Consider the following 24,744-nt stretch of genomic DNA (forward strand, 5'->3'; position numbering starts at 1 on the left):
CAATGGCCGAAGAACTGGAAGACATCAGCGGTGTCGGTCCCTCGAAGGCGGACGCCCTTCGCGAGGCCGGCTACGAGACGGTCGAGGACGTGAAGGCCGCCTCCCAGTCGGAGCTCTCCGAGGTCGACGGCGTCGGCAACGCGCTCGCAGCGCGTATCAAGGCCGACGTCGGCGGACTGGAGGTCGACGAGGAGGCGGACGCGGAGATCGAAGACGAGACGGAAGAGGAGGAGGAGGCCGACGAGGCCGCCGCCGACGAGGACGTCGAGACGGAGCTTCGCCCCCGCGGTCACGCCGATAAGACGCCGGAACTGGACGACGAGACCGCTCGCGCGCTCGCACAGAAGCACCGCGAGGGGAAACCGCAGTTCAACCGGCAGGACTACCACAAGAAAAAGCGGATCCCGACGTCGTGGCGCAAGCCGCGCGGCGGGCTCTCCAAGCAGCGCCGCCGCATGAAGGCGAAGGGCCCCGTCGTCGAGGCGGGCTTCCGCTCGCCGAAGGCGTCGCGCGACCTGCACCCGAGCGGCTTCGAGGAGGTCCGCGTGCATAACACGGACGACCTCGAGGGCGTCGACGGCGACACGCAGGCCGTGCGGATCGCCTCGAAGGTCGGCGGTCGCAAGCGCGAACTGATCGAAGACGAGGCGGAGGAGCGCGAGATCCGCGTGCTGAACCCGACCTACGTCGAAGTGGAGGTCGACGACGATGAGTGACCTGAAAGCACAGAAGCGGCTCGCAGCGGACGAGTTAGACGTCGGCAAGGGCCGCGTCTGGCTCGACCCCGAGGCACAGGAGGAGATCGAGGACGCCATCACCCGCGAGGACGTCCGCGAGCTCATCGAGCAGGGCACGATCCGCGCGAAGGACGCGAAGACGAACTCCCGCGGTCAGGCCCGCGAGCGCGCCGCGAAGCGCTCGTACGGACACAAGTCGGGCGCCGGTACCCGGAAGGGGAAGTCCGGCGCGCGACAGAACACGAAGGACGACTGGAAGGCGCGGATCCGCGCGATGCGGGCCCGCCTGAAGGAGCTCCGCGACGACGAGGACGTGCTCGACGCCACGGAATACCGCACGCTCTACAACAAGGCGAGCGGCGGCGAGTTCGAGGACGTCGCGCGGCTGGAGGCGTACATCCAGACGCAGTACGGTTACGAGGTGACAGAGTAATGGCGACAGGACCACGATACAAGGTGCCGATGCGGCGCCGCCGCGAGGTCCGGACGGATTACCATCAGAGGTTGCGCCTGCTGAAATCGGGCAAGCCTCGCCTGGTCGCCCGGGTGAGCAACGCTCACGTCAGGGCGCAGCTGGTGACTCCCGGATCCGACGGCGACGAGACCCACGCGGCCGCCTCCAGCGAGGAGCTCGGCGAGTACGGCTGGGACGCCCCCACGGGCAACCTCCCCAGCGCGTACCTCACCGGCTACCTCGCGGGCGCCCGCGCAGTCGACGCCGGCCTCGACGAGGCCGTCCTCGACATCGGGCTCAACACGGCGACGCCCGGCAACAAGACGTTCGCAGTACAGGAAGGAGCGATCGACGCCGGTCTCGAAATCCCGCACAACGACGGCGTGCTGGCCGACTGGTCGCGTACGCGAGGCGAGCACATCGCCGCGTACGACGAGCAGCTCGACGAGCCGCTGTACAGCGGCGAGTTCGACGCGGCCGACGTACCCGAGCACTTCGACGACGTGCTCGCGACAATCCAGGAGGACCATGAGTAGACACAACGACGGCTGGGAACCGCGGACGCGACTCGGCCGCAAGGTACAGAACGGCGACATCTCGTCGATGGAACAGGCGCTCGACTCCGGTCTCCCGATGAAGGAGGCGGAGATCGTCGACCAGCTCCTCCCGGGGCTGGAAGACGAGGTGCTGGACATCAACATGGTCCAGCGCATGACCGACTCCGGCCGCCGCGTGAAGTTCCGCTGCGTGGTCGCCGTGGGCAACCGCGACGGCTACCTCGGCTACGCGCAGGCCCGGGACGACCAGGTCGGCGGCGCCATCCAGAAGGCGATCGACGTCGCGAAGCTGAACATCATCAAGGTGGACCGCGGCTCCGGGTCCTGGGAGGACCAGCCCGGCGGCACGAACTCCCTGACCCGGACGGCGAAGGGGAAGGCCGGCTCCGTCACCGTCGAGATCAAGCCCGCCCCGCAGGGGCTGGGCCTCGCGGCCGCGGAGACGGTCCGGAACATCTTGGAGCTCGCCGGCGTCGAAGACGCCTGGACGAACTCCGACGGCAACACCCGCACCACCGTCAACCTCGCGAAGGCGACGTTCAACGCCTTGGAGAACGCGGCGCAGTCCCGCACCCCGCAGCACGCGCGCGAAGTGCACTACGACGAGGTGAGCGAGTGATGCAGGCGATCGTGCAGCTCCGCGGTGACGTCAACCTCGAGTACGGCGTCGAGGACACGCTCGACATGCTGAACGTCGGGCGCGTCAACCACGCGACGTTCGTCCCCGAGACGGACTCGTACCGCGGCATGATCACCAAGGTGAACGACGTCGTCGCGTTCGGGGAACCGAGCGTCGACGCGGTCGCGGCCACTATCGCGCGACGCGGCGATCCCCTCGAGGGCTCCGCCGACGTCGACGACGAGTGGATCGACGACAACACCGACTACGCCGACCTGGAGGCGCTGGCGGAGGCGCTCGTCGCCGAGGAGACGAGCCTGCGCGAGCAGGGGCTCTCCCCGACGCTGCGGCTCCACGCCCCCCGCGGCGGTCACGAGGGCATCAAACACCCCGTGATCGAGGGCGGCGAGCTCGGCAAACACACGACCGAGGAGATCGACAGTCTCCTGGAGGCGATGCGATGACGAGCAAGAAACGTCGACAGCGCGGATCCAGAACGCACGGCGGCGGAACGCACAAGAACCGGCGCGGCGCCGGTCACCGCGGCGGCCGCGGCGCGGCCGGCCGCGCGAAACACGAGTTCCACAACTACGGCCCGCTCGGCAAGTACGGGTTCAAGCGCCCCGAGGACGCGCAGACGGAGGTCCTCGAGGTCAAGGTCCAGAAGCTCGACGAGGACGCGGCGCTGTACGCCGCGGAGGGCCTCGCCGAGGAGGACGGCGACGCCTACGTGGTCGACGCGCGCGACGTCGTCGACGACGGCCACGACGCCGATGTCGTGAAGGTGCTCGGCGGCGGACAGGTCCGCCGCGAGCTCCGCGTCACGGCCGACGCGTTCACCGCCGGCGCGGTCGAACTGATCGAGGAGGCGGGCGGCGAGGCGACGCTCTCCGAGCGCGCCGAGGCCGCTGCCGAATCAGAAAACACTTCAGACGACGAGACTGACGAGGCGTAATCATGAGCTGGAAGGAGGCCGCCGAACCGGTGCTCTCGCGGATGCCCGTCGTGGAGCGACCGGCGGGTCACGTCCCGTTCAGACGGAAGCTCACGTGGACGGCCGGCATCCTCATCGTCTACTTCTTCCTGACCAACATCAACCCGTTCGGGCTGGCCGTCGGTCAGGGGTCTGACTTCTTCGGGCAGTTCCGGTCGGTGCTCGCCGGCTCGTCCGGCTCGCTGTTGCAGGTCGGTATCGGACCGATCGTCACGGCGTCCATCGTCCTCCAGCTGTTGGGCGGTGCGAACCTGCTGGGACTCGACACCGACGACCCGCGCGACCAGGTGCTCTACCAGGGCCTCCAGAAGCTGCTGGTGGTCATCGTCACGGCCCTGACGGCCGCGCCGATGGTGTTCACCGGCCAGTTCCTGCCCGCGGATCCGGCCGTCGGACAGGCGCTCGGTATCGGGACGTTCGGCGTCAAGTCGCTGATATTCGTCCAGATCTTCGTCGGCGGCGTCCTCCTTCTGTTCATGGACGAGATCGTGAGCAAGTGGGGCGTCGGCTCCGGCGTCGGGCTGTTCATCATCGCGGCGGTGAGCCAGCAGATCGTCGGCGGCTTCTTCAGCTTCTCCGCGCTCGGCGCGCGCGGCTTCTTCGCGAACTGGTACGCGATCGCGACGGGCGGCACCCAGCTCGGGTCGCCGTTCACGTCGGCCGGACTCGAGTCGCTGCTGTTCGCGCCGGGGAACATCCTCGCGCTGTTCACGACGGTGTTCATCTTCGGGATCGTCGTCTACGCGGAGTCGGTCCGCGTCGAGATCCCGCTCTCGCACGCCCGCGTGAAGGGCGCCCGCGGCCGCTTCCCGGTGAAGCTCATCTACGCGTCCGTCCTGCCGATGATCCTCGTCCGGGCGCTGCAGGCGAACATCCAGTTCGTCGGGCAGCTCCTCTCCTCGCAGTGGGCGGGGATGCCGGCGTGGCTCGGCGTGTACGGCGAGCAGGGACAGCCCACGTCCGGGCTGTTCTACTACCTGAACCCCATCCAGCAGCCGGAGCAGTGGATGTGGTTCCGCGGCGCGGCGACCGGCGAACCGTGGATGATCGCGGTCCGGCTCGCGATCGACCTCACGTTCATGATCGTCGGCGGAGCGATCTTCGCCATCTTCTGGGTCGAGACCACCGGGATGGGCCCGGAGGCGACCGCGAAGCAGATCCAGAACTCCGGGATGCAGATCCCCGGCTTCCGACGGAACCCGCAGGTCGTCGAGAAGGTGATGGAGCGGTACATCCCACAGGTGACCGTCATCGGGGGCGCCCTCGTCGGGTTCCTCGCCGTGATGGCGAACCTGCTCGGCACTATTGGACAGGTCTCCGGAACCGGGCTGCTGCTCGCGGTCTCTATCACGTACAAGCTGTACGAGGAGATCGCCGAGGAGCAGCTGATGGAGATGCATCCGATGATGCGCCAGATGTTCGGCAACGAGTAGCGACCGTTCCCGCTTCTCGCGGTCTTTTATTACCGCCTTCGCAGCTACCGCTCCGTCGAGCGGACTCGCTCCGCGACGGCGTCGAGCGTCTCGAACTCCTCGCTCGAGTACGCGATAATCCGGACGTCGGTCAGCGTCGTCGGATCGTGTGCCTCGATCGCTTCGCAGACGGTCTCGGCACCCGCCTCGAACCCGAGCCCGGCGGCGCCGGTACCGAGCACCGGAATCACGAGCGACTCGCAGCCGAGCTCCTCGGCGGTCGCCAGCGCGTTCCGCGTCGCCTCGCGGACGCTCTCCTCGGTCGCCAGCCCGTCGCCGTAGTGCGGCATCGCCGCGGCGTGGATCACGTGGTCGGCGTCCAGCTCGTACGCGTCGGTGACGGCGACCCCACCGAGCTCGACGGGCCCCTTCGAGACGGCGGCCTCGTTTATTGGGCCGCCCGCGTTTCGACGAAGCGCGCCGGCGACGCCGCTCCCCATCCGCAGGCTGGTTCCGGCGGCGTTCGCGAGCGCGTCCGCGCGCTGTTCGGCGATGTCGCCGCGGGTCACGTCGAACTCCATATCGTGGCGGTTTCGACGCCGATCCGGTAAACGCTGACGGGGGCACCCGTCTGAGGGCGGGCGGGCCACCCCGCTCCGAGAGACTGCCCCGTGAGTAACCCCTATTACGTTCTGGGGGTTACGACGCGACATGACGATCGTTCGACGGCGCGGTCGGGAATCGACCGCCACGGGAGGCGATCCGCCGTGAGTCACCACCTCGACGAGATCGATCGACAGATCATTCACGCGCTGATGTCGGACGCGAGGAACACCTCCGCGCCGATGATCGCGGAGGACATGAACGTCTCCGCGGGGACGGTCCGGAACCGGATCGAGCGTCTCGAGGAGGCGGGCGTCATCCGCGGCTACACGGCGATCGTCGACTTCGAGCAGGCCGGCGGACGGCTCACCTCGGTGTTCATGTGTACCGTTCCCGCGGACGAGCGGGAGCGACTGGCGCTGGCGGCCCGATCCATTCCGGGGGTGATCAACGTCCGCGTACTGATGGCCGGCCGCCGTGACCTGCAGGTGGTCGCGGTCGGCGAGGAGACGAGCGACCTCCGGGAGATCGCGCGCGCGCTCTCCGGGCTTGACATCCGCATCGAGGACGAGGAACTGCTCCAGACGGAGCTACACACCCCGTACTCTCGGTTCCTCGACGACGGCTCCAAACAGTCCGTGGTCACCGACACCGTCACGCTCGCGGACGGGACCGCCGTCATCGAGGTGTGCGTCACCGATGACGCGCCGATCGTCGGCCGCTCTCCGTCGGAGGCCCGCGACGACGGGCTCCTGTCGAGCGACACCATCGTGACGTCGATCGAGCGCGACGGGTCGATCATCCATCCGGTCGACGACGCGACGGTCCGGCCGAACGACGTGGTGACCGTGCTTCCAAAGGAGTCGTCAGAGGAGGAGGTCCTCGAAGCGTTCCTCGCCGACGAGGACGAGACCCCGCCGGCGACGTCGTGAGTCTCTCCGTTTTTTCACTCCGGGCGGTCTACCCTGAGCCATGGCAGACACGATCCTCGTTCCGATCGAACTCCCGGATCCGGAGCCGCTGTCGTCGGTGTTGATCGAGGACCTGGCCTCGCTCTCGGTCGTGGTGCTCGGCCACTACGACCTCCCCGAGCAGACGCCGGCCAGCTCGGCCCGCGACCAGTTCGGTGAGGCGGCACAGGCGACGCTCGACGAGGTCGCCGAGGCGTTCGCCGACGCCGGCGCGGCCGTCCGGACGCGACTGGTGTTCGGGAAGGATCGAGCGGCCGCGATCCGGCAGGTCGCGACAGAGGAAGGGTGTGCCGCAGAGCTCGATCCCGCCCCGACAGAGGGGATCGGTCGAATTCTCGTGCCGCTCCCCGACGTCGCCGAGTTCGACCGGCTCCCGAGGTTCATCCGGGTGCTGAGCGAGGACTCCACCAAGCGGATCACCCTGTTCCACGTCGTCGAGGGCGAGGAGTCACGGGAACGGGGCGAGTCCATCGTCGCGGAGACCCGCGAGCGCCTCGTCGCGGACGGGTTCGATTCCGCGTCCGTCGACACGCTGGTCGTCGAGGGCGACGAACACGACGAGGAGATCCTCCGGGTCGCGGCCGGGTACGACGCGGTCGTGATGTACGAGCCGGAGTCCCGTCTCGGCGACCGCCTGTTCGGATCGCTGGCGGACCGGATCGCGGACGAGACCGGCGACCCGGTGATCCTCGTCAACCGAGACTACTGACTCGGTCTCGGCTGTCGACCCGACCGCTCCGCTCGCCGGATCCGATCACTTCGGCTCGGTCGCGGTGATCCCATCGTCGTCTTCCCCGCGACGGGCCCGGAGGATCGTTCCGACCGCGCCGGTCCGATCGGTCCGCGACCGCCCGTACGCGAGGTACACGAGGGCGCTCCCGACGATGATCCCGACCGCCCCGAGAATGGGCACCGTCCCCATCTGCGTGAGTAGGCCGATCCCCGCGACGAAGCCGAACAGCTGGACGAACGGGTAGCCGGGCGCCGTGAACTCCGGATCGTAGGAGGGGACGTCGGCCACGCGGAAGGCGACCAACGCCATGTTCTCGAACGAGAAGACGAGGATCTGGAACGCGCTCGCCAGTTTCGCCAGCTCGATCACCGGGACGAAGGCGATGAGCAGCAGCAGCACGACGCCGGTGATCAGCACGGAGTTCCGCGGGGTCTTGAACCGCCGGTCGATGGTCCGGAGCGCGGGCGGCAGGAGGTCGTCGCGGCTCATCGCGAGCGGGAACCGCGAGGAGGAGAGCACGCCGGCGTTGGCCATGCTTGTGAGCGCGACGACGGCGATCACGGAGATGAACAGCACCCCGGCGCCACCGAGGAGGGCGCCCGCTCCGTCGGCCATCGGCGTGAGCGACGCCGTCCCGCCCGGGCCGCCCGTCGTCAGCGTCTCCGGGTCGCTGAGACCGATGATCGCGCCGACCACGCCGATGTAGAGGACCGTCATGATACCCATGGAGCCGAGCATGGCGCGCGGGAGGTTCGTTCCGGGGTCTTTCACCTCTTCGGCGACGCTCGCGACCTTCGTCACGCCCGCGTACGAGACGAAGACGAACGCGGCGGCCGTGACGACGCCGCCGCTTCCGTGCGTCGTGAAGGGCGAGTATCGAGCGGTGTCGGCGACGAACCCCGCGTTGACGACGTACGCGAGCAGCCCCGCGATGACCAGCGTGACGATGACAGCCTGTATCTGGCCGCTCATTTTCGTCCCCGAGACGTTCAGCGCGACGACGAGGACCGCCAGTGCCAGCGCGACGTACACCACCGCGCCCTGAGAGAGCGGCGCGAACAGCAGCAGATACGCGCCGAGACCGACGAGCGCGAACGAGCTCTTGAACACCAGCGAGAACCACGCCCCGATCCCGGCGACCGTCCCGAGCAGCGGACCCAGCGCCCGGTCGATGTAGAGGTACGTCCCGCCGGACTCCGGCATCGCCGTCGCCATCTCGGCCTTCGACAGCGCGGCCGGCAACACGACGAGCGCGGCCAGCACGTACGCCAGGATCACCCCCGGGCCGGCCTTCTTATACCCCAACGCCGGCAGCACGAAGATCCCGCTCCCGATCATCGCACCCATGCTGATCATCATCGTCGGGTACAACCCGAGATTTCGGTCCAAATCGTGCTGGCCCATTCGTCTGTCTCCCCGTAACGGCCGTTCCGGTTTATCACCTTCGGGATGCCCAACATAACCGCCGTCGAATTGCGTATTCAGAAGAGAAAAGCCGCTTCGGTCGGTGACTACGATTCGCCGCGTCGGTAGTCGATGTCGTCGCCGTCTTCGTCTTTCTCCTCGCTGCCGTCTTCGTGCGTCTCTTCGACCTTCTCTTCCACCTTCTCACCGACCGTCTCTTCGACGGTCTTTTCGACGGTTTCCTCGACTTTCTCACCGACGGTCTCTTCGACCTTCTCGCCGACGGTTTTCTCGACCGTCTCCTCGACGGTCTTTTCGACGGTTTCCTCGACCTTCTCGCCGACGGTCTCTTCGACCTTCTCGCCGACGGTCTCTTCGACCTTCTCGCCGACGGTCTCTTCGACCTTCTCGCCGACGGTCTCTTCGACCTTCTCGCCGACCGCCTCTTCGACGGTCTTCTCGACGGTTTCGCCGACCGTCTCCTCGACTTTGCCCGTCACCTCTTCGCTGACGGTGTCACTGACGTCGTCGGCGACCTCGCTGACCTCCTTGTTGACCGTCTCGCCGACCGTCTTCTCGACTTCCTTGCTCACGGTTTCGCCGACGCTCTTTTCGACCTCTTTGCTGACAGTGTCGCCGACGGTTTTCTGGACTTCCTTGTTGACGGTGTCGCCGACGGTTTTCTGGACTTCCTTGTTGACGGTGTCGCCGACGCTCTTCTCGACTTCCTTGCCGACCTGGTCGGCGACCTCCCGCGTCATCCAGTCGGGGTCGAATCGGGCCATCTTCCAGACGACGTGGACCACGTAGGAGGCGAACACCCCGATCCCGAACGCCACGCCGACGTTGTTCGCGTTCAGCGTCGCGATGAGCACGATCGACAGGACGATCAGCGCGCCGTACGCGAGGTCGGTGAGCGCGTCGACGCGGGCCGGACTCACCATCGCCGGCCCTCCTCCGCGGTCGCGTTGCGGTCTCGATTGAGCGTAGCGTGCATTAGTGTGTGTACCTATCGGCGGTGAGGGGCTAAAAGCCCCGATTCGCGGCGACACCGATGGGGCCCGGGCTCGTCGGGGATCACCGGCGGAGCGCGGTCCTTTTGTGCCGGATGGCCGAAGCCGAGGCATGGATATCGAGGAGGGCGGTCTCACCGTCTCCGTCCCCGAGGCCCGCGACGGGGCCAGCGAGGGCACCGGCGGCGGGGTCTTCTTCAACCCGACCCAGGAGCTGAACCGCGACATTACCGTCGCGGTGCTGCGCGCGTACCGCGAGCGGGAGCCGCGCGCGGCGTCGTACCTCGACGCGATGGCGGCGTCGGGGATCCGCGGGGTCCGCGCCGCCGCGGAGGGGTACGACGTCACCTGCGCCGACGTCGACCCGGACGCGGTCGAGCTCGCGGCCGAGAACCTCGCCGCCAACGACCTCGACGGCGAGACGGTCCACCGCGACGTCAACGCGCTGCTGTACGAGAACGTCTTCGACGTCGTCGACCTGGACCCGTACGGGACGCCGATCCCGTTCGCGGACGCCGCGCTCGCGAACGCGCGTAACCTCGTCTGCGTCACGGCGACCGACACCGCCCCGCTCTGCGGCGCGCACCTCAACAGCGGGATCCGGAAGTACGGCGCGGTCCCGCGCAACACCGACTACCACCCGGAGATGGGGCTCCGGACGCTGATCTCCGCGCTGGTGCGCACCGCAGCGCGCTACGACAAGGCGGCCCGCCCGATCGTCTCGCACGTCTCGCGCCACTACGCCCGGACCTACCTGGAACTGGAGTCCGGCGCGCAGGCGGCCGACGCCTGCGTCGACGAGCTGGGACACGTCGACAACTGCGAGGACTGCCTCTGGCGCGAGGCGACCCGCGGGCTGATCGCCGACCCGGTCGAGGCGTGCCCGGTCTGCGGGAGCGAGCGCGTGCTCACGGCCGGCCCGCTGTGGCTGGGGGCCGTCGCCGAGGCCGACTTCGCCCGCGCGGTGCGGCGGCACGTCACCGACGACATGGGCGAGGCGAAGCGCGCCCGGAAGCTGCTCGGGACCGTCGCCCGCGAGCTCGACACCCCCACGCACTACGACCAGCACCGTCTGTACAAGGAGTGGGGCGAGCCCGCCATCGGCATGGACGAGTTCGTCGACCGACTGCGGGGGGCCGGCCACGAGGCCAGCCGCGCCCACTACCGCGGCACCGCGGTCAAGACCGCCGCGTCGATCCCGGAGATGCGGGCGGCGGTTTTGGGCGAAACGGACTGACCGCGCCCGAGCCCCGACAGCACCGTCCCGTTTTTGTCGCCATCGCTCGAACGGCGGAGCGTGCCCCGACAAATGACCATCGCCTTCGGTACGGCGCGTCGCGTCGTCGACGTCGCGATCGACCGGCAGGTGACGTTCCTCGCCGCCGCGATCGCCTACTACGCGTTCGTCTCGCTGATCCCCGCGCTCCTGCTGCTCGTCGTCGTCGCGACCGCCGTCTTCGGCGAGACCATCGCCGGCGAGCTGGTGGCGGCGGCCGGCGGCTTCCTCACGCCCGCCGGCGAGGAGGCCGTCGCCGGCGCGATCGGCTCGGCGGGCGGTCGGACCGGCGCCAGCGTGCTCGGCGTGGCCGTGCTGCTGTGGTCGACGCTGAAGGTGTTCCGCGGGCTCGACACCGCGTTCGCCGAGCTGTACGGCGTCAAGGAGCCGCCGGACTTCGTGAAACAGCTCACCGACGCCGGCTCTGTCGTGCTCGGCGTGGGCGTGGGCGTCGGTGTGATGGTCGTCGTCGGCGCGTTCGTCGCGGCCGCCGACGCGGTCCCCGCCGTGGAAGCGGTTAGCATCCTCGCGCTGCCGGCCTTCCTCGCCGTCGCCTTCCTCCCGATGTACTACCTGCTCCCCCAGCCCCGCATCGGGCTCCGGGAGGCCCTCCCGGGCGCGGCCGTCGCCGCGGTCGGCTGGACGCTGCTGCAGGCCGGCTTCCAGCTGTACGCGGCGAGCGCCGGGCAGTATCAGGTGTACGGCGTCATCGGCGGGGTGCTGCTGCTCGTCACGTGGCTCTACCTCGCCGCCGTCGTCGTCGTGGTCGGCGGGGTCGTCAACGTCGTGCTGGCGGGTCGCGACGGGGCGTCCCCCGCGAGCGGCGCCGGCCTCGAGACCGGGTCGACCGCGGTCGACCACGCCGCGGACCGGCAGTTACAACACGACCGCGACCGACCCACGGGTATGAACGGCGAGTCGGACGGCGCGGGCGACGCCGGCGACGAGGAGCGGCCGGAGGGGGCGCCGGACGTCGCGGCGCTACAGGAGGAGATCGCGCGGCTGCGGGCGGAGTTCGACGAGTTCGAGGACGACGTCGAGCGGCGCACCGTCGACAAGCCCGCGGTGGAGTCAGAGCTGAAGCGCTACGTCCGGTCCCGGATGCGGCGCGGCCACGCCCGCGGCTGGGGACCGTACCTCGTGCTGCTGTACGGCACGGTGCTCATCTTAGGCGCGTTCTCCTTCCTCGACGGGCTCTACGCCATCGCCGCGATGCTCATCCTCGGGCTGTCGACGCTCGGGCTCTACACCCTCTTCATCATCGTCGGCATCGGCCTCAACCTGCTGGAGACGCCCGGGAAGGCGCTCGACTACGCCCGCGACCGGGGCGACGACTGACGAGTGACCGAATCGTGACCGGACTCGTCGCCGCGGAGCGCGGTCTCGGCGAGACCGCCCTCGTCGACGCGCTCCCCGAGGTCGTCGTCGTCGTCTTCGCGGCCGTCACCCACCTCGCCGACCCGTGGTTCCTCTTCGGGCTGCTGGCGGTCGCCTACTGGTTCGGGAGCGACCGGATCGCGGCCGCGCCGCGCCGCGCCGGCGCGACCGCCATCGCCGCCGTCACCTGCGCGTACGCCGCCGTCGCGCTCGGCAAGGCGTGGTTCGCCGTCCCCCGACCGCCGGGGGCGATGGGCCCCGTCGACGTGCCCGCGTGGCTCCCCGCTCTGCTCACCGGGTGGTACGAGGCGCAGGTGCTCTCCGACGGCTTCGGCTTCCCCAGCGGCCACGCCACCGGCGGCGCGGCGGCGTACCTCGCGCTGGCGCTGCTGTACGACCGCGCCTCGACCGGCGAGAGGCGGCTGCTCGCGGCCGGCGCCGTCGCCGTCGCGGTCGCCGCCTCGCGGGTGGTGATCGAGGTCCACTACCTCGTCGACGTGCTCGCCGGGCTCTGCCTCGGCGGGGTGGTCGTGGTCGGCGCGCTGTGGCTCGCGGGCGACCCTCGCTTCCGCGGGCGGAACGCCTCGCGGGTGGACCGCCGCGAGCCGACCGCCGCGCTCGACCCCACGCCGGCGTTCCTGCTGGCCGCGGTCGTCTCGCTCGCGGCGGCCGGCGTCGCGTTCGCCGCCGGGCACACCGGCGAGGTCGTCGAGGCGGGGATCGGGATCGCCACCGGGGTCGGCGGCGCGGCGGGCTGGCGGCTCGTCTCCGGGGACGAGCCCGCTGTCCCGGTCCGGATCGCCGTCCCGGCGCTCGCCGTCACCGGCGCGCTCTGGGTCGGCGCGTACGCGCTCGCCGACTCGCTCGTCGTCACGCTGGCCGCGACCACCGCGGCGGTCGTCGCCGTGGTCGCGCTGCCGGCGCTGCCGGAGCGGATCGAGGCGATATCGAGCGATCGGAGCTGAGCGAGTTCGGTAGGGACCGCGGTGTATCCCTCTGACCGATAGCGAGAGTGGACATAGTACGTCGCGAGTGAGGTGGTTTATAAATGATCGAGTGGTGTTGCCGTCGGCTGTTTATAAGTGAGTAGCGACTCTGGGTGAACACCTCCAAAGCCCCACCCGCAACCGCCCCGCACCTCCAACCTCCCCAACCTCGCGCCCTCTGGGCGCTCGGAGGCGCGCCGACCGCACCGCGCCATTCATTTATAAAAAATCGTTGCTCTCGCATTCTTCTGTTAAATACCACGTTGCCGACGGCGGTCTGCAATACCCACTCCCGCTATCGATCGCCGTCGCGCGCCGGTCGCGACGCGCCTCGTCGGCAGTCGAAAACTGCGTGACGATGCGAAACCGGAGAGACTGAGGGCGCTGACCGCACCGGAAAACCGACCGCACTAAAAATCGAACGCGCCGAGAGAGCCGAACGGTCGAGAGAGCCGCGACCGCGCCGTCGCCTCAGAACGTCTCGAGGTAGCGGTCCTCCTCCCACTGCGAGACCTGGGTGAGGTACTCGCTGAACTCCTGGGACTTCGCCTCGGCGAACTTCTCGGAGGTGTGCGGGCCGAGCGCCTCCTGAAGCACCTCGTCGGTCTCCAGCTCCTCGACGGCGGCGCCGAGGTTCGGCGGCAGCGTCTCGATGCCGTACTCCTCGCGCTTCTCCTCGTCGAACTCGTAGATGTCCTCGCGGACCGGGTCGCCGGGGTCGGCGCCGGTCTTGATCCCGTCGAGACCGGCGGCGATGAGCGACGCCATCCCGAGGTAGGGGTTACAGGACGGGTCGGGGCTGCGGACCTCGAAGCGCGCGGAGACGCCCGCGGCGTCCGGGACGCGGACGAGCGCCGAGCGGTTCGTGTCGGACCACGCGACGTAGATGGGCGCCTCGTAGCCGGGCACCAGGCGCTTGTAGGAGTTCACGGTCGGGTTGGTGACGGCCGTGAACGCCTTCGCGTGGTTCAGGATGCCGCCCATGAACTGGTAGGCCGTCTCGCTCAGGTTGAACTCGTCGTCGTTGTCGGCGAAGGCGTTGCCGTCCTCGTCGAACAGCGAGATGTGGCTGTGCATCCCCGAGCCGTTGATGTTGGCGATCGGCTTGGGCATGAACGTCGCGTGGAGGTCGTGCTGCTCGGCCACCGCGCGGACGACGGCGCGGAACGTCGCGATGTTGTCCGCGGTCGTGAGCGCGTCGTCGTACTTGAAGTTGATCTCGTGTTGCCCCTCGGCGACCTCGTGGTGCGAGGCCTCGATCTCGAAGCCCATCTCCTCTAGCGTGAAGATGATCTCCTTGCGGACGTCGGACGCGAGGTCCTTCGGCGCGAGGTCGAAGTAGCCGCCGTTGTCGTGGGGGATCGTCGTCGCGTTCCCGTCGTCGTCCTTCTCGAACAGGAAGAACTCCGGCTCGGGGCCGATGGAGACGGAGTAGCCCATCTCCTCGGCCTCCGCGAGGACGCTCTTGAGGACCTGACGCGGGCCGCCGGCGAACGGCTCGCCGTCGGTGTCGACGATGTCACAGATGAGCCGCGCGGCGCCGCTGTCGCCGTTCCCGTCGCTCCGCCACGGGAGCACCGCGAACGTGTCGGGGTCGGGGACGAGCCGCATGTCCGACTCCTGGATGCGCACGAACCCCTCGATGGAGGAGCCGTCGAAGTAGATGCCCTCGGTGAACGCCTTCTCGGCCTGGTGGGCCGGCACGGAGACGTTCTTCACGACGCCGAGGATGTCGGTGAACTGGAGCCGCAGGAAGTCGACGTTCTCTTCTTCGATCTCGTCGAGTACCGCCTGTTCTTCGGCCGTGAGGCCGCCGTCCGGTTTCGCTTGTTCGTCCGTCATGTTTTGGACAGTAATTCCTTATCTGCCAGTATAAAGGCCTTATCGCTTGGCGCATGAACCGCCACCCTCCCAATTATGGTGGACGTTCGTAAAATTCTAAACCCCTGAGGCCGTGGATAGGTGTGATGACGTACGAAAACCTCGACGCCAAACTCGTTAACTCCCTTCTCAGCAACGGCCGCGCGAGCCTCCGGAGCCTCGGTGACGAGCTCGACGTGTCCGTGACCACCGTCTCGAATCACCTCCGCGATCTCGAAGACGAGGGCGTGATCCGGGGGTATACGCCCATCGTCGACTACGACAAGCTCGGCTACGACGTGACGGCGGTGCTCCAGCTGAAGGTGGAGGGAAGCGCGCTCCCCGACGTCACGGAGAAGCTCCGGCAGGAGAAGCAGATGGTGAGCGTCTACGAGGTCACGGGCGACTACGACGTGATCGCGATCGGCAAGTTCACCGACACGGACGGGATGAACGACCAGATCAAGTCGATTCTCACCGACGCCGACATCCGCGAGTCGAACACGAGCGTCGTCTTGAACGCGGTGACGGAGAACGAGCAGTTCGACCTCGACCTCAACGACGAGTAGCCCGACCGCACGAGCGGCGATCCGGCCCGACCGCGCTACTCCCGCCCGGCCGCCGCTTCCAGGACCTCCACGGCCGGCAGCGGCTCGCCCGTCAGCGCGCGGATGTACGCCCCGCCCGCGATGGAGACGTGCGAGAAGTCGTCCTCGCTCAGGCCGTACATCTCGATCGCCCGGGAGGTGTCGCCGCCCCCGACGACCGAGAAGCAGTCGGTCTCCGCGATGGCCTCGAGCACGCCGACGGTGCCGTCGGCGAACCGCTCGTCCTCGAAGACGCCGAGCGCCCCCTTCACGAACACCGCGTCGGACTCGCGGACGAGCGGCTCGTAGGCCGCGACCGTCTCCGATCCCACGTCGAGGTACCCCGCGGTCTTCTCGTCGATCTCGTCGACGGCGACCTCCGCGCGCTCGCCGTCGGCCCCCTCGTACGCGAGGTCCGCGGCGAGGTGGATCGCGTCGCCGCGCTCGTCGAGCACGGACTCGATCAGCTCGCGGTTCTCCTCCCACTGCTCGTCGAACAGGTCCATGTCCCCGATGTCGTGCCCGACGGGGTGGCCCGCGGCGCGCAAGAAGAGCTCGCCGGCGACGCCGCCGAGGAGGAACCGGTCGACCCGGTCGTCTAAGGCGTCCATCACGCCGATCACGTCGGTCGCTTTGGTCCCGCCGACGACCATCGTCACCGGGCCGTCGAACTCGCGGGTCGCGATGGCGGTGTTGGCCTCGAACTCCGTCTCCATCACGCGGCCGGCGTACGACGGGAGGACGAGCGGGAAGCCGACCAGCGAGGCGTGCTTCCGGTGGGCGGCCGAGTAGGCGTCGTTGACGTACGCGTCGAACTTCGGCGCCAAGGTCCGGACGAACTCCGTGTCGGCCTTCTCCTCGGGCGACGCCTCGGGGAGTTCGTCGTCACACATCCGAGTGTTCTCCAACAGGAGGATTTCGTCCGCATCGAGCGCGTCGATGGCCGAAAGCGCCTCGTCGCCGTACGTGTCCTCGACGAAGGCGACGTCGTGGCCGACGTGTTCGGCGAGGATGTCGGCGTGGCCCGACAGCGACGTGAAGTCGTCGCGGCCGGGGCGGCCCTGGTGGGCCAGCAGGACGACCCGGTGGCCCGCCTCGGCGAGCTCGCGGACCGTCTCCGCGTGGCGCTCGAAGCGGCGGTTGTCCTGCGGTGCTCCGTCCTCGATCGGCGAGTTGAGGTCGAGCCGAACGAGGACGCGTTCGTCTGCCGGGAGGTCGTCGATGGTGTCGAAGGTGGCCATGGATGAGTGGTCGTCGATTGAGTATTTAAAAAGCGGTTCTTCGGGAGAACGTCGCCGCCGGGAGCCTCGGCCGCGGCGGCGTTCCGGTGGAGACCGACCCCGGCGGCGTTCCGGGATGGGACCGACCGCGCTCGCCGCTTACGCCTCGTCGTGGACGTACGCGGCCATGTCGAGCATCCGGTTCGAGAAGCCGTACTCGTTGTCGTACCAGGTGAGGATCTTCAGGAGCTTCCCGCCGGCGATGACGTTCGTCGACCCCAGGTCGACGTAGCTGGAGAACGGGAGGCCGACGATGTCGCTGGAGACGACCTCGTCGTCGGTGTAGCCGAGCACGCCCGCGAGCGGACCGGAGTCGGCTGCGTCGCGGAAGGCGGCGTTGACCTCCTCCGCGGTGACGGTCTCGTCGAGGCTGACGACGAACTCGGTGATGGAGCCGCTCGCGACCGGGACGCGCATCGCCATCCCGTCGATCTTCCCGTCCAGCTGCGGGAGGACCTTCTGTGCCGCGCCGGCCGCGCCCGTCGAGGTCGGCACGATGTTCTCGGCGGCCGCGCGCCCGCGGCGCGTCTTCGCCTTCGGGCCGTCGATGAGCGCCTGCGAGCCGGTGTAGGCGTGGACGGTGGTGAGGGTGCCGGCGTCGATGCCGAACTCCGCGTCGAGCACCTTCGCGACCGGCGTGATGGAGTTCGTCGTACAGGAGGCGTTCGAGATCACGTCGTCGCCGTCGTACTCGTCGTGGTTGACGCCGTAGACGAGCTGCTTGACCGGCTTCTCGCCCTTCGGCGGCGCCGAGATGATCACGGTGTCCGCGCCGCCGTCGAGGTGCGCGCTCGCGTCCTCGCGCGTCCGGAAGACGCCCGTGCACTCCAGGGCGACGTCGACGTCGAGCTCGTCCCACGGGAGGTCCGCGGGGTCCTGCACGTTGTACAGCGGGACCGAGGTGCCGCCGATCGTCAGCGCGTCGCCGTCGCGCTCGACGCCGTCGAGCCGCCCCATGACGGTGTCGTACTTCGCGAGGTACGCCATGTCGTTGAACTCCATCACGTCGTTGATGCCGACGAGCTCGATCCGCGGCGCCTCCAGCACCGCGCGGAACACGTTCCGTCCGATCCGACCGAACCCGTTGAGACCGACCCGCACGACCTCGTCGTCGCTCACGTCGTCCGCCGCATCGAGGTACGATTTACTCATATTTGAAAAAGCCGAGCCGCAGATACTTAAATCCGGCCGAGTCGGTCTGAGATAGTCACTATCGTTCGATTTCGTTACGAACGGTGTCGGCTGTCGGCGGCGCTCCCCGACCGACGGCGGCGGATCGACCCCGCACAGTGGCGCGTCGTGCCGGCCAATACGGCGACCGACAGAAGGCTTATCGGCGTCACCGCCTTCACGTGAGGTATGGATAGAGACGACCGTGACGATCCGTTCGGCGATTTCTTCGAGGAGATCGAACGGATGATGAACGAGATGGCGGGCGGCGAACCGGGCACCGAGGACGCCGGCTTCGGGTCGGCGACGCACGTGGACGCGTACGCCACCGACGACGGCGTGCGGCTCGTCGCCGACCTCCCGGCCGTCTCGAAGGAAGAGCTCTCCCTGCAGTGCGACGGCGAGGCGCTCACCATCTCCGCGGCCTCCGACCGGCGGGAGTACGACGAGACCGTCGACCTCCCCGTCCCGGTCGACGAGCACTCCGCGAACGCGACGTTCAACAACGGCGTCCTCGAGGTCACGTTCGACCGCGACGACGACTCCGCGTCGATCGACCTCGAGTAGGCGCTCCGTTTTCCGATCAGTTCCTCCCCGCCGTCCGCTCGATGAGCTCCGCGAGCCGGTCGTAGAAGTCGGGCTCATACTTCGTCGCCGCGTCCACTGTCGGGCGCGCGTTGGTCTCGTTGACGACGAGCCGGTCGCCCGTCGCGAGCAGGTCGACGCCGAGGTAGTCGATACCGAGGACGTCGGCCGCCCGCTCGGCCAGCTCCCGAGCGCGCTCCGGGAGGTCGACGCCGGTCGCCTCGGCGCCGCGGTGGACGTTGTGCTTCCACCGGCCCGCCTCGCGGGCGTCGTCGGGGAGCTCCCGGCGCACCGCGCCGGCGTACGCGCCGTCGACGACCATCGCGCGGTAGTCGCGCGCGTCGGGGAGGAACTCCTGGATCAGGTACGACTTGTCGCCGGTCGCGCGGTAGTCGTGGACGAGGTTCAGGTAGTCGACGACGCCGAGGAGGGAGTCGAGGTCGGCGGCGGTCGCGACGCCGACGCCCCGTGTCGCGGAGTTCGGCTTGACGACGACGGGGTACGAGAACGACGACACGGCGTCGGTGACGACCGCCTCGTCGACGGGGTTCGACACCAGCGTCGTCCGCGGCGTCGGGAGTCCGGCGTCGTCGAGCGCGGCGAGCGCGCCCGCCTTATTCCGGGAGGCGAGGACGGCGTCGCGGCCGTTCACCCACGGGACCGACAGCCGCGCGTCGACGACGGCGCCCTCCATGAGCCGCGAGGGGTAGACGAGCCCGACGTCGAAGCCGTCGAACTCGGCGTCGCCGTCGCTTTCCTTCCCGCCCTCGCTGCGCTCCCCGCCCGAGACGCGGAGCGACCGCTCCTTCGCCTGCACGTGCTCGACGGCGATTCCGCGACTCGCGAGCGGCTCGCGCACCCGGTCGAACGTCTCCGCGTCGGTCGTCATCGCCAGCCGGAGCATACGCTCGCTCGGGGCCGTTCGGACTTAAAAACGGTGCGGCGGTCGACGGTCGCTCGTCGACCTCGCGGGCGCCGACGCCGCTTCCGTGACGCCGACGGTATTCGATCCGGGCGCGACCCGCGCTCGCGCTACCCCAGGTGGCCTTCCTCGCGGAGCTGTTCCGCCTCGCTCTTCTCGTAGCGCCACGCGATGTCGCCCTTCTCGTCTTGCCAGTCCCACGGCTCAACGAGGACGATGTCGTCCTCGCGGATCCAGACGCGCTTCTGCATCCGCCCGGGGATGCGCGCGGTCCGCTCTTTCCCGTCCGCACAGCGGACGCGGACCCGGTTCGCGCCGAGCATCTCGACGACCTCCGCGAACACCTCGTCGTCGTCGGGCATCCGGAGGTCGTTTCGGCCGTCGCCGTCTCCGTCGCTCATGCGTACGCGGTGATACGCGCTCCCGGAAATAAAAGGGCCGCTCTCCGCGCGGAAGCGTCCTTTTTAAACACCGACGGGCGCGATCGGCGGGTATGCGCGACACGCTCGGACCCACCGGCCTCGTCGGCGTCGCCCTCGTCCTCCTCGCGGTCGGCCTGTTGACCGCGTACGACCCCGTCGTCGGCGGCGGGGTCGCCCTCCTGCTGGCGGGACTCGGACTGATCGCGAAGGGCGTCGCCGACTCGGCGATGCGCACCTTCGGCCTCAAGTAGCCGTCTCCCGGCCGATCGTCGCTCGCTTCTCCCGACCGACCCCTCTCGCGCCGCTCCCGAAAGAGTGATAACCGGCGGCCGCCCCGGACCGATCATGGTCGACGCACCCGCGGTCGCGGTCGAACTGGCGGAGCTCCTCGCGGTGGTCGTCGGGGCCGGCGCGGCCTCGGTGATCGGCGTCCTGCTTGAACGGTTCGGACTCTCCGCGGCCTCCACGGGCGACCTCGTGCTCGGCGCGTGGGCGGTCGGGATGGGGCTGCTCGCGCTGTACGTCGGGATCGTCGCGCTCGGGTACGAGCAGGCGCTCCCCCGCCTCCGGCGGCTCGCCGCCGGCGAGTAGGACCGCGACGGCGAACGCCGGGACGGCGACCCGCGGCCGATCGCTTATAAATCTCCGCGCTTCGCGAGGTCCCGAACCGTCTCCGCCCGCTCGCGGATCGCGGCCCACTCCGCGTCGTCTTTGTCGTCGACGTGCGAGTACATCAGTCCCATCCGGCCGGTGCCGCGGAGCGTCTTCTCCTTGTCCTTCAGGAAGTCCCAGTAGAGCGCGTTGAACGGGCACGCGCCCTCGCCCGTCGTCCGGGAGACGGCGTAGGGGCACGACGCGCAGTAGTCGCTCATCCGGTTCACGTAGCTCCCCGAGGCGGCGTACGGCTTCGAGGAGAGCACGTCGGTCCCGAACGACCCCATCGCGACGACGTTCGGCGTCGTCACCCAGTGGTACGCATCCACGAAGCCGAGGTGGAACCACTCGTTCACGTCGGCGGGGTCGGCGCCGTAGAGCAGCGCGAAGTTCGACAGCACCATCAGCCGCTCGATGTGGTGGGCGTACCCGTACTCGCGGACGTGGTCGACCGCCTCGGAGAGGCACCGCATCTCCGTGTCCCCGTCCCAGTACGCCGGCGGGAGCTCCCGCGACTGATCCAGCTGATTCGCGTCCGCCAGCGCCGGCATCGCCTCGCGGTAGACGTGTCGCGTGAACTCCCGCCAGCCGATCACCTGCCTGATGAACCCCTCGGCCGCGTTCAGCGGAACCGAGAGACGGTCGTCGCCGCCGCTGTCGCCCGCGCCGACTCCGTCCTCTCCCTCGGTTCCGCCCTCCGCGAACGCGTCGAGCGTCGTCCCCGAACCGCCGCCCGCCGCGGGGTCGTCGTCGGGGTCGTACCCGCCGGGCTCGACCCCGCGCCGCTCGTAGGCTGCCTCCACCGCCCGGACCGGTTCGCGCGGGTGGAGGAGTCCGAGGTTGATCGGGACCGAGAGCAGGGAGTGCGAGAGGAACGGCTCCCCCGTCACCATCGCGTCCTCGTACCGCCCGAACGACGGCAGCCGCTCCCGAACGAACGCGTCGAGCGCGGCCCGGGCCTCCTCTCTGGTGACCGGCCACGCGAACCCGTCCAGCGCGTCCTCCCCCCACGTGTCGAACCGGTCGCGGACCCACGCGTGCGTCTCTCGGGTGAGTTCGTCGGGCTCGAACCCCGGCCGCTCCGGCGGCTCCCAGTCGTCCGGCGGGGTCTCTTGGTTCAGGTCGTCGTAGTTCCACTCGCCGCCGACCGGCTCGTCGCCGTCCATCAGCACGCCCGTCTCGCGGCGGACGTGGCGGTACCAGCTCTCCTGTCGGTAGCTCCGGGCGGCGGTGCCGTCCTCGTCGAGGACCGACTCCGTCCCGCTCTCGCCCTCGCTCCCATCGTCCGGACTCCCCGCCCACTCCCGCCAGTCGCTCGGCGTCGTCCAGAACAGCTCGTTATCCAACAGCTCCAGCGACCCGCCTCGCTCGGCGACGAGCTCGCGGAGGCGCTCGGCGGCGCCGTGGCTCGCGGGGCGCATCAGTCGGAGGTCGGGGTCGGAGCGGTCGGTCAGGAACTCCTCGAGGCCCTCGCCGAACGACTCGGCCGTCAGGTACGTCACGTCGCGGCCGCGCTCGCGGAGCTCGTCCCGGAAGTGGCGCATCGCGGAGAAGACGAGCGTCAGCTTGTGGGCGTGGTACGGCTTCCGGTCGGCGAAGCCGTGCGCCTCGATCAGCAGCACCTCGTCGGCGTCGTCGAGGACGTCGAGCTCGGGGTTGAGCTGATCGCCGAGCAGCCAGAGGACGGCGTCGTCGCTCATGGACCACGACACGAGCGCGGTCGACGTAGGTCTGGGGGCCGGACGGTCGGGGCCGAGCCACAACACCCCCCTTTTTATTCGGCCTCGACGAGGGGAGACCGTGGACGAAATACTCACGAACTGGCTCCTCGGTCTGATCGCTGCCCTCCTCGCCGTGCTCGTGCTCGACTCGACCGGGCAGTCGTTCCTCGCTCCGCTCGCCCCGGTCGCGAACGTGCTCGCGCTCGTGACGTTCCTGGCGTTCGTGCTCCTGACGGGCGCGTTCCTCGTGTACACGGCGTCGTTCCGCAACGCGTAGATCGCTCCCGCGGCGGTCCCGGCCGGCGCGGATACCTTTTTACTCTGCGTCCGTCTGGTCGCCGTATGGAGTACACCACCCTCGGCGACACCGGAATGACGGTGTCGAAGATCTGTCTCGGCTGCATGAGCTTCGGCGACCCGGACTGGCGCGAGTGGGTCCTCGACGAGGAGGACGGGAAGGAGATCGTCGAGCGCGCCCTCGAACTCGGGGTGACCTTCTTCGACACCGCCAACATGTACTCGAACGGCGAGTCGGAGCGCGTCCTCGGCGAGGCGCTGGAGGGCCACCGCGAGGAGACCGTCGTCGCCACGAAGGGCTACTTCCAGATGGACGAGTCGAACCCGAACTCGGGCGGGCTCTCGCGGAAGGCGATCGAACAGGAGCTGCAACACAGCCTCGACCGGCTCGGCATGGACACGATCGACCTCTATCAGATCCATCGCTGGGACGACGACACGCCGATCGAGGAGACGCTCGCCGCGCTCGACGACGCCGTCCGCCGCGGCGACGTGCGGTACGTCGGCGGCTCCTCGATGTGGGCCCACCAGTTCGCGGAGGCGCTCCACGCGAGCGAGCGCGAGGGGTACGAGCGGTTCGCCACGATGCAGAACCACTACAACCTCGCCTACCGCGAGGAGGAGCGCGAGATGCTCCCCCTCTGCGAGAAGGAGGGGATCGGCGTGATGCCGTGGAGCCCGCTCGCGCGCGGCTACCTCACCCGGCCGCACGAGGAGGTCGACGCCACGCTGCGCGGGGAGACCGAGGAGCACCTCTACGAGCACCCCTACCGCGAGGGCGGCGGTCCGGTGGTCAACGCGCGCGTCGCGGAACTGGCCGCGGAGAAGGGCGTGAAGATGGCCCAGATCGCGCTGGCGTGGCTGTTCCACAAGGAGTGGGTCGACACGCCCATCGTCGGCACGACCAGCGTCGAGCACTTGGAAGACGCCGTCGAGGCCCTCGACATCGATCTGTCCGCCTCGGATCTGGAGTGGCTCGAGGAGCCGTACGAGCCGGTTCGGGTCTCCGGTCACGAGTAACGAGATCGGTGTACGAACGATCATCAGTACGAGATATCTCACTCGTTTTAATTGCCTTCATGACGTTTTAGGCATATAGTGGCAAGTTATTAATGTGCTAGTAGTTGCCATGATTCTATGAGCGACGATGTCGATCAATCTCCCGTCCCGTCGAGCACCGAGTACGCACGCACCCGGACGCGGTGTCCGAACTGCGGGAACCGCGTGCCGGCGGTCGGCCGCGACGCGGAGACGACCGAGTGTCCGAACTGTCACCGGCCGGTCCGGGCCTGAGGGCCGGGAGGAGGCGGCCGCGCAGCGGACACCGAGCCGGTTCCCCCGATATAAACGCACCGTCGAGAGCCGGAGCAACAACCCTTTTCGGCCGGGCTACCGAACCGATGTCCATGGCAGACGACGAGACCAACGACGCCGAGGAACAGGGCGACAGCGCCGCCGGAGCCGACGGCGGGGACGCCGAGGGCGGCGACGACGAGGAGAAGTCCTTCCGCGAGCGCGTCGAGGAGATCCGCGAGCGACGCGAGCAGGAGCGCGAGGAGGGCGACCGGCCCGATCCGGAGGAGATGATGGGCGGTGGCGGCGGCCCGCCCGGGATGGGCGGCGGTGGCGGCGGCAACCCGTTCGCGCAGATGATGTCCGGCATGATGGGCGGCGGCGGTCCCGGCGGCGCCGGCGGCCCGCCCGGGATGGGCGGCGGTCCGGGCGGTCCCGGCGGCCGCGGCGAGGAGGGCGGCGACCAGGTCGGCAACGAGGAGCTCGTGCGCGAGGTGCGCCAGCTCCGCGACGAGGTCCGCGACGCGACCCGTCAGCTCCAGCGCATCGCGCAGGCGCTCGAAGACGACTAACGCGGCGGTAGTTCTCTGCAGTCGCGATTCTGTTCCGTTTGTCGACGTACAGAAGTGATACGCTCGTCCGTCGATCGATCGCCGGGGCGAGTGCCACGGATCGGCGGCAGTGGTGTGGTATTTAAAAACTCGTGAGGACGGCGATGCTCGTTTATCAACTGATGGGGCGGTGGCGCGCCTCCGAGCGGTCGCCGGCGGCGACCGCGAGGAGTCCGCGAGGGACGCGGTGAGCGCTCGGAGAGCGC

General features: G+C 69.0%; 29 protein-coding genes. 20 read left to right on the forward strand and 9 right to left on the reverse strand.

Translation table 11 applies throughout. From position 1 onward, the window contains the following. Positions 1-2 precede the first annotated feature (2 nt). The 7 genes from B4V06_RS01450 to secY are packed head-to-tail and all read left to right on the forward strand — an operon-like array spanning position 3 to position 4,794. The gene (locus tag B4V06_RS01450) at positions 3-716 is read left to right on the forward strand and encodes a 50S ribosomal protein L32e (RefSeq protein WP_123113261.1); all 714 of its coding nucleotides are present in this window, start codon (positions 3-5) and stop codon (positions 714-716) included. Continuing rightward, complete coding sequence (locus tag B4V06_RS01455; protein ID WP_123113260.1) at positions 709-1,170, forward strand: 50S ribosomal protein L19e; 462 nt, start codon at positions 709-711, stop codon at positions 1,168-1,170. The genes B4V06_RS01450 and B4V06_RS01455 overlap by 8 nt, the downstream gene beginning before the upstream one ends. Further along, on the forward strand, positions 1,170-1,727 hold the full coding sequence (locus tag B4V06_RS01460) for a 50S ribosomal protein L18 (RefSeq protein WP_123113259.1): 558 nt from the start codon (positions 1,170-1,172) through the stop codon (positions 1,725-1,727). The genes B4V06_RS01455 and B4V06_RS01460 overlap by 1 nt, the downstream gene beginning before the upstream one ends. Further along, positions 1,720-2,367, forward strand: a complete 648-nt coding sequence (locus B4V06_RS01465) for a 30S ribosomal protein S5 (protein ID WP_123113258.1) — start codon at positions 1,720-1,722, stop codon at positions 2,365-2,367. The genes B4V06_RS01460 and B4V06_RS01465 overlap by 8 nt, the downstream gene beginning before the upstream one ends. Continuing rightward, positions 2,367-2,831: a 50S ribosomal protein L30 gene (locus B4V06_RS01470; RefSeq protein WP_498166952.1), complete on the forward strand. Its 465-nt coding sequence runs from the start codon at positions 2,367-2,369 to the stop codon at positions 2,829-2,831. The genes B4V06_RS01465 and B4V06_RS01470 overlap by 1 nt, the downstream gene beginning before the upstream one ends. Beyond that, entirely contained in the window at positions 2,828-3,322 is a 495-nt protein-coding gene (locus tag B4V06_RS01475; protein WP_092566238.1) for an uL15m family ribosomal protein, read from the forward strand. The genes B4V06_RS01470 and B4V06_RS01475 overlap by 4 nt, the downstream gene beginning before the upstream one ends. 2 nt (positions 3,323-3,324) lie before the next feature. Continuing rightward, the gene (secY, locus tag B4V06_RS01480; protein ID WP_123113256.1) at positions 3,325-4,794 is read left to right on the forward strand and encodes a preprotein translocase subunit SecY; all 1,470 of its coding nucleotides are present in this window, start codon (positions 3,325-3,327) and stop codon (positions 4,792-4,794) included. Between the two features lie 44 nt (positions 4,795-4,838). Here the strand turns inward: secY and B4V06_RS01485 are convergent, their stop codons facing one another. Then, positions 4,839-5,354: a macro domain-containing protein gene (locus B4V06_RS01485; protein WP_498166956.1), complete on the reverse strand. Its 516-nt coding sequence runs from the start codon at positions 5,352-5,354 to the stop codon at positions 4,839-4,841. A 186-nt stretch (positions 5,355-5,540) separates the two neighbouring features. On the opposite strand from B4V06_RS01485, the gene B4V06_RS01490 reads away from it, so the two are divergent. Further along, the gene (locus B4V06_RS01490; RefSeq protein WP_123113254.1) at positions 5,541-6,308 is read left to right on the forward strand and encodes an Lrp/AsnC family transcriptional regulator; all 768 of its coding nucleotides are present in this window, start codon (positions 5,541-5,543) and stop codon (positions 6,306-6,308) included. Between the two features lie 40 nt (positions 6,309-6,348). Next, positions 6,349-7,056 carry a universal stress protein gene (locus tag B4V06_RS01495; protein ID WP_123113253.1) on the forward strand — a complete coding sequence of 236 codons (708 nt, stop codon included), beginning with the start codon at positions 6,349-6,351 and terminating at the stop codon, positions 7,054-7,056. Between the two features lie 45 nt (positions 7,057-7,101). Here the strand turns inward: B4V06_RS01495 and B4V06_RS01500 are convergent, their stop codons facing one another. Beyond that, positions 7,102-8,484, reverse strand: coding sequence for an APC family permease (locus tag B4V06_RS01500; RefSeq protein WP_123113252.1), 1,383 nt, complete (start codon positions 8,482-8,484; stop codon positions 7,102-7,104). 107 nt (positions 8,485-8,591) lie between these two features. Then, positions 8,592-9,428, reverse strand: coding sequence for a hypothetical protein (locus tag B4V06_RS01505; RefSeq protein ID WP_498166961.1), 837 nt, complete (start codon positions 9,426-9,428; stop codon positions 8,592-8,594). Between the two features lie 181 nt (positions 9,429-9,609). Here B4V06_RS01505 and B4V06_RS01510 point away from each other — a divergent pair, with 181 nt between their 5' ends. From B4V06_RS01510 to B4V06_RS01520, 3 genes are all read left to right on the forward strand, one after another. Then, positions 9,610-10,734, forward strand: coding sequence for a tRNA (guanine(26)-N(2))-dimethyltransferase (locus B4V06_RS01510; protein WP_123113250.1), 1,125 nt, complete (start codon positions 9,610-9,612; stop codon positions 10,732-10,734). Between the two features lie 72 nt (positions 10,735-10,806). Further along, complete coding sequence (locus tag B4V06_RS01515) at positions 10,807-12,111, forward strand: YihY/virulence factor BrkB family protein (protein WP_123113249.1); 1,305 nt, start codon at positions 10,807-10,809, stop codon at positions 12,109-12,111. 14 nt (positions 12,112-12,125) lie between these two features. Then, on the forward strand, positions 12,126-13,115 hold the full coding sequence (locus B4V06_RS01520; RefSeq protein WP_123113248.1) for a phosphatase PAP2 family protein: 990 nt from the start codon (positions 12,126-12,128) through the stop codon (positions 13,113-13,115). Positions 13,116-13,607: 492 nt separating this feature from the next. Here the strand turns inward: B4V06_RS01520 and glnA are convergent, their stop codons facing one another. Beyond that, positions 13,608-14,978 (reverse strand): type I glutamate--ammonia ligase, encoded by a 1,371-nt coding sequence (glnA, locus tag B4V06_RS01525; protein WP_123113247.1) that lies wholly within the window; start codon positions 14,976-14,978, stop codon positions 13,608-13,610. A gap of 125 nt (positions 14,979-15,103) precedes the next feature. Between glnA and lrp the strand changes: the two genes are divergently transcribed. Beyond that, entirely contained in the window at positions 15,104-15,565 is a 462-nt protein-coding gene (gene lrp / locus B4V06_RS01530; RefSeq protein WP_123113246.1) for an HTH-type transcriptional regulator Lrp, read from the forward strand. Between the two features lie 35 nt (positions 15,566-15,600). On the opposite strand, the gene B4V06_RS01535 is transcribed toward lrp, so the two are convergent. Both B4V06_RS01535 and gap read right to left on the reverse strand, forming a co-directional pair. Further along, positions 15,601-16,824 (reverse strand): phosphoglycerate kinase, encoded by a 1,224-nt coding sequence (locus B4V06_RS01535; protein ID WP_498166966.1) that lies wholly within the window; start codon positions 16,822-16,824, stop codon positions 15,601-15,603. Positions 16,825-16,962: 138 nt separating this feature from the next. Then, positions 16,963-18,015 (reverse strand): type I glyceraldehyde-3-phosphate dehydrogenase, encoded by a 1,053-nt coding sequence (gap, locus tag B4V06_RS01540; protein ID WP_123113244.1) that lies wholly within the window; start codon positions 18,013-18,015, stop codon positions 16,963-16,965. Positions 18,016-18,222: 207 nt separating this feature from the next. Here gap and B4V06_RS01545 point away from each other — a divergent pair, with 207 nt between their 5' ends. Next, on the forward strand, positions 18,223-18,600 hold the full coding sequence (locus B4V06_RS01545) for an Hsp20/alpha crystallin family protein (protein ID WP_094521978.1): 378 nt from the start codon (positions 18,223-18,225) through the stop codon (positions 18,598-18,600). 16 nt (positions 18,601-18,616) lie between these two features. Here B4V06_RS01545 and B4V06_RS01550 read toward each other — a convergent pair whose 3' ends face one another. Next, entirely contained in the window at positions 18,617-19,522 is a 906-nt protein-coding gene (locus tag B4V06_RS01550; RefSeq protein WP_498166969.1) for an ATP-grasp domain-containing protein, read from the reverse strand. Positions 19,523-19,650: 128 nt separating this feature from the next. After that, positions 19,651-19,941 (reverse strand): translation initiation factor eIF-1A, encoded by a 291-nt coding sequence (eif1A, locus tag B4V06_RS01555; protein ID WP_123113242.1) that lies wholly within the window; start codon positions 19,939-19,941, stop codon positions 19,651-19,653. Between the two features lie 92 nt (positions 19,942-20,033). Between eif1A and B4V06_RS01560 the strand changes: the two genes are divergently transcribed. Then, positions 20,034-20,213: a DUF7470 family protein gene (locus B4V06_RS01560; protein ID WP_123113241.1), complete on the forward strand. Its 180-nt coding sequence runs from the start codon at positions 20,034-20,036 to the stop codon at positions 20,211-20,213. Positions 20,214-20,307: 94 nt separating this feature from the next. Then, the gene (locus B4V06_RS01565; RefSeq protein ID WP_123113240.1) at positions 20,308-20,553 is read left to right on the forward strand and encodes a DUF8151 family protein; all 246 of its coding nucleotides are present in this window, start codon (positions 20,308-20,310) and stop codon (positions 20,551-20,553) included. Between the two features lie 44 nt (positions 20,554-20,597). On the opposite strand, the gene B4V06_RS01570 is transcribed toward B4V06_RS01565, so the two are convergent. Further along, positions 20,598-22,316 (reverse strand): cryptochrome/photolyase family protein, encoded by a 1,719-nt coding sequence (locus tag B4V06_RS01570; protein WP_123113239.1) that lies wholly within the window; start codon positions 22,314-22,316, stop codon positions 20,598-20,600. Positions 22,317-22,416: 100 nt separating this feature from the next. Here B4V06_RS01570 and B4V06_RS01575 point away from each other — a divergent pair, with 100 nt between their 5' ends. The 4 genes from B4V06_RS01575 (at position 22,417) to B4V06_RS01590 (ending at position 24,499) form a co-directional block, all read left to right on the forward strand. Continuing rightward, entirely contained in the window at positions 22,417-22,614 is a 198-nt protein-coding gene (locus tag B4V06_RS01575) for a hypothetical protein (RefSeq protein WP_123113238.1), read from the forward strand. A gap of 65 nt (positions 22,615-22,679) precedes the next feature. Further along, positions 22,680-23,654 carry an aldo/keto reductase gene (locus tag B4V06_RS01580; protein WP_123113237.1) on the forward strand — a complete coding sequence of 325 codons (975 nt, stop codon included), beginning with the start codon at positions 22,680-22,682 and terminating at the stop codon, positions 23,652-23,654. Between the two features lie 117 nt (positions 23,655-23,771). Then, positions 23,772-23,927 (forward strand): hypothetical protein, encoded by a 156-nt coding sequence (locus tag B4V06_RS01585; protein ID WP_176329388.1) that lies wholly within the window; start codon positions 23,772-23,774, stop codon positions 23,925-23,927. Positions 23,928-24,040: 113 nt separating this feature from the next. Then, complete coding sequence (locus B4V06_RS01590) at positions 24,041-24,499, forward strand: hypothetical protein (protein ID WP_123113236.1); 459 nt, start codon at positions 24,041-24,043, stop codon at positions 24,497-24,499. The last annotated feature ends 245 nt before the right edge of the window (positions 24,500-24,744 follow it).

This window comes from Halorubrum sp. B53 (assembly GCF_059752395.1).

Bases quoted from the DNA above. Each gene is read 5' to 3' on its own strand.
- B4V06_RS01450 (WP_123113261.1), top strand. From the start codon at position 3: ATGGCCGAAGAACTGGAAGACATCAGCGGTGTCGGTCCCTCGAAGGCG.
- B4V06_RS01455 (WP_123113260.1), top strand. From the start codon at position 709: ATGAGTGACCTGAAAGCACAGAAGCGGCTCGCAGCGGACGAGTTAGAC.
- B4V06_RS01460 (WP_123113259.1), top strand. From the start codon at position 1,170: ATGGCGACAGGACCACGATACAAGGTGCCGATGCGGCGCCGCCGCGAG.
- B4V06_RS01465 (WP_123113258.1), top strand. From the start codon at position 1,720: ATGAGTAGACACAACGACGGCTGGGAACCGCGGACGCGACTCGGCCGC.
- B4V06_RS01470 (WP_498166952.1), top strand. From the start codon at position 2,367: ATGCAGGCGATCGTGCAGCTCCGCGGTGACGTCAACCTCGAGTACGGC.
- B4V06_RS01475 (WP_092566238.1), top strand. From the start codon at position 2,828: ATGACGAGCAAGAAACGTCGACAGCGCGGATCCAGAACGCACGGCGGC.
- secY (WP_123113256.1), top strand. From the start codon at position 3,325: ATGAGCTGGAAGGAGGCCGCCGAACCGGTGCTCTCGCGGATGCCCGTC.
- B4V06_RS01485 (WP_498166956.1), bottom strand. From the start codon at position 5,354: ATGGAGTTCGACGTGACCCGCGGCGACATCGCCGAACAGCGCGCGGAC.
- B4V06_RS01495 (WP_123113253.1), top strand. From the start codon at position 6,349: ATGGCAGACACGATCCTCGTTCCGATCGAACTCCCGGATCCGGAGCCG.
- B4V06_RS01500 (WP_123113252.1), bottom strand. From the start codon at position 8,484: ATGGGCCAGCACGATTTGGACCGAAATCTCGGGTTGTACCCGACGATG.
- B4V06_RS01505 (WP_498166961.1), bottom strand. From the start codon at position 9,428: ATGGTGAGTCCGGCCCGCGTCGACGCGCTCACCGACCTCGCGTACGGC.
- B4V06_RS01510 (WP_123113250.1), top strand. From the start codon at position 9,610: ATGGATATCGAGGAGGGCGGTCTCACCGTCTCCGTCCCCGAGGCCCGC.
- B4V06_RS01515 (WP_123113249.1), top strand. From the start codon at position 10,807: ATGACCATCGCCTTCGGTACGGCGCGTCGCGTCGTCGACGTCGCGATC.
- glnA (WP_123113247.1), bottom strand. From the start codon at position 14,978: ATGACGGACGAACAAGCGAAACCGGACGGCGGCCTCACGGCCGAAGAA.
- lrp (WP_123113246.1), top strand. From the start codon at position 15,104: ATGACGTACGAAAACCTCGACGCCAAACTCGTTAACTCCCTTCTCAGC.
- B4V06_RS01535 (WP_498166966.1), bottom strand. From the start codon at position 16,824: ATGGCCACCTTCGACACCATCGACGACCTCCCGGCAGACGAACGCGTC.
- gap (WP_123113244.1), bottom strand. From the start codon at position 18,015: ATGAGTAAATCGTACCTCGATGCGGCGGACGACGTGAGCGACGACGAG.
- B4V06_RS01545 (WP_094521978.1), top strand. From the start codon at position 18,223: ATGGATAGAGACGACCGTGACGATCCGTTCGGCGATTTCTTCGAGGAG.
- B4V06_RS01550 (WP_498166969.1), bottom strand. From the start codon at position 19,522: ATGCTCCGGCTGGCGATGACGACCGACGCGGAGACGTTCGACCGGGTG.
- eif1A (WP_123113242.1), bottom strand. From the start codon at position 19,941: ATGAGCGACGGAGACGGCGACGGCCGAAACGACCTCCGGATGCCCGAC.
- B4V06_RS01560 (WP_123113241.1), top strand. From the start codon at position 20,034: ATGCGCGACACGCTCGGACCCACCGGCCTCGTCGGCGTCGCCCTCGTC.
- B4V06_RS01565 (WP_123113240.1), top strand. From the start codon at position 20,308: ATGGTCGACGCACCCGCGGTCGCGGTCGAACTGGCGGAGCTCCTCGCG.
- B4V06_RS01570 (WP_123113239.1), bottom strand. From the start codon at position 22,316: ATGAGCGACGACGCCGTCCTCTGGCTGCTCGGCGATCAGCTCAACCCC.
- B4V06_RS01580 (WP_123113237.1), top strand. From the start codon at position 22,680: ATGGAGTACACCACCCTCGGCGACACCGGAATGACGGTGTCGAAGATC.
- B4V06_RS01585 (WP_176329388.1), top strand. From the start codon at position 23,772: ATGAGCGACGATGTCGATCAATCTCCCGTCCCGTCGAGCACCGAGTAC.
- B4V06_RS01590 (WP_123113236.1), top strand. From the start codon at position 24,041: ATGGCAGACGACGAGACCAACGACGCCGAGGAACAGGGCGACAGCGCC.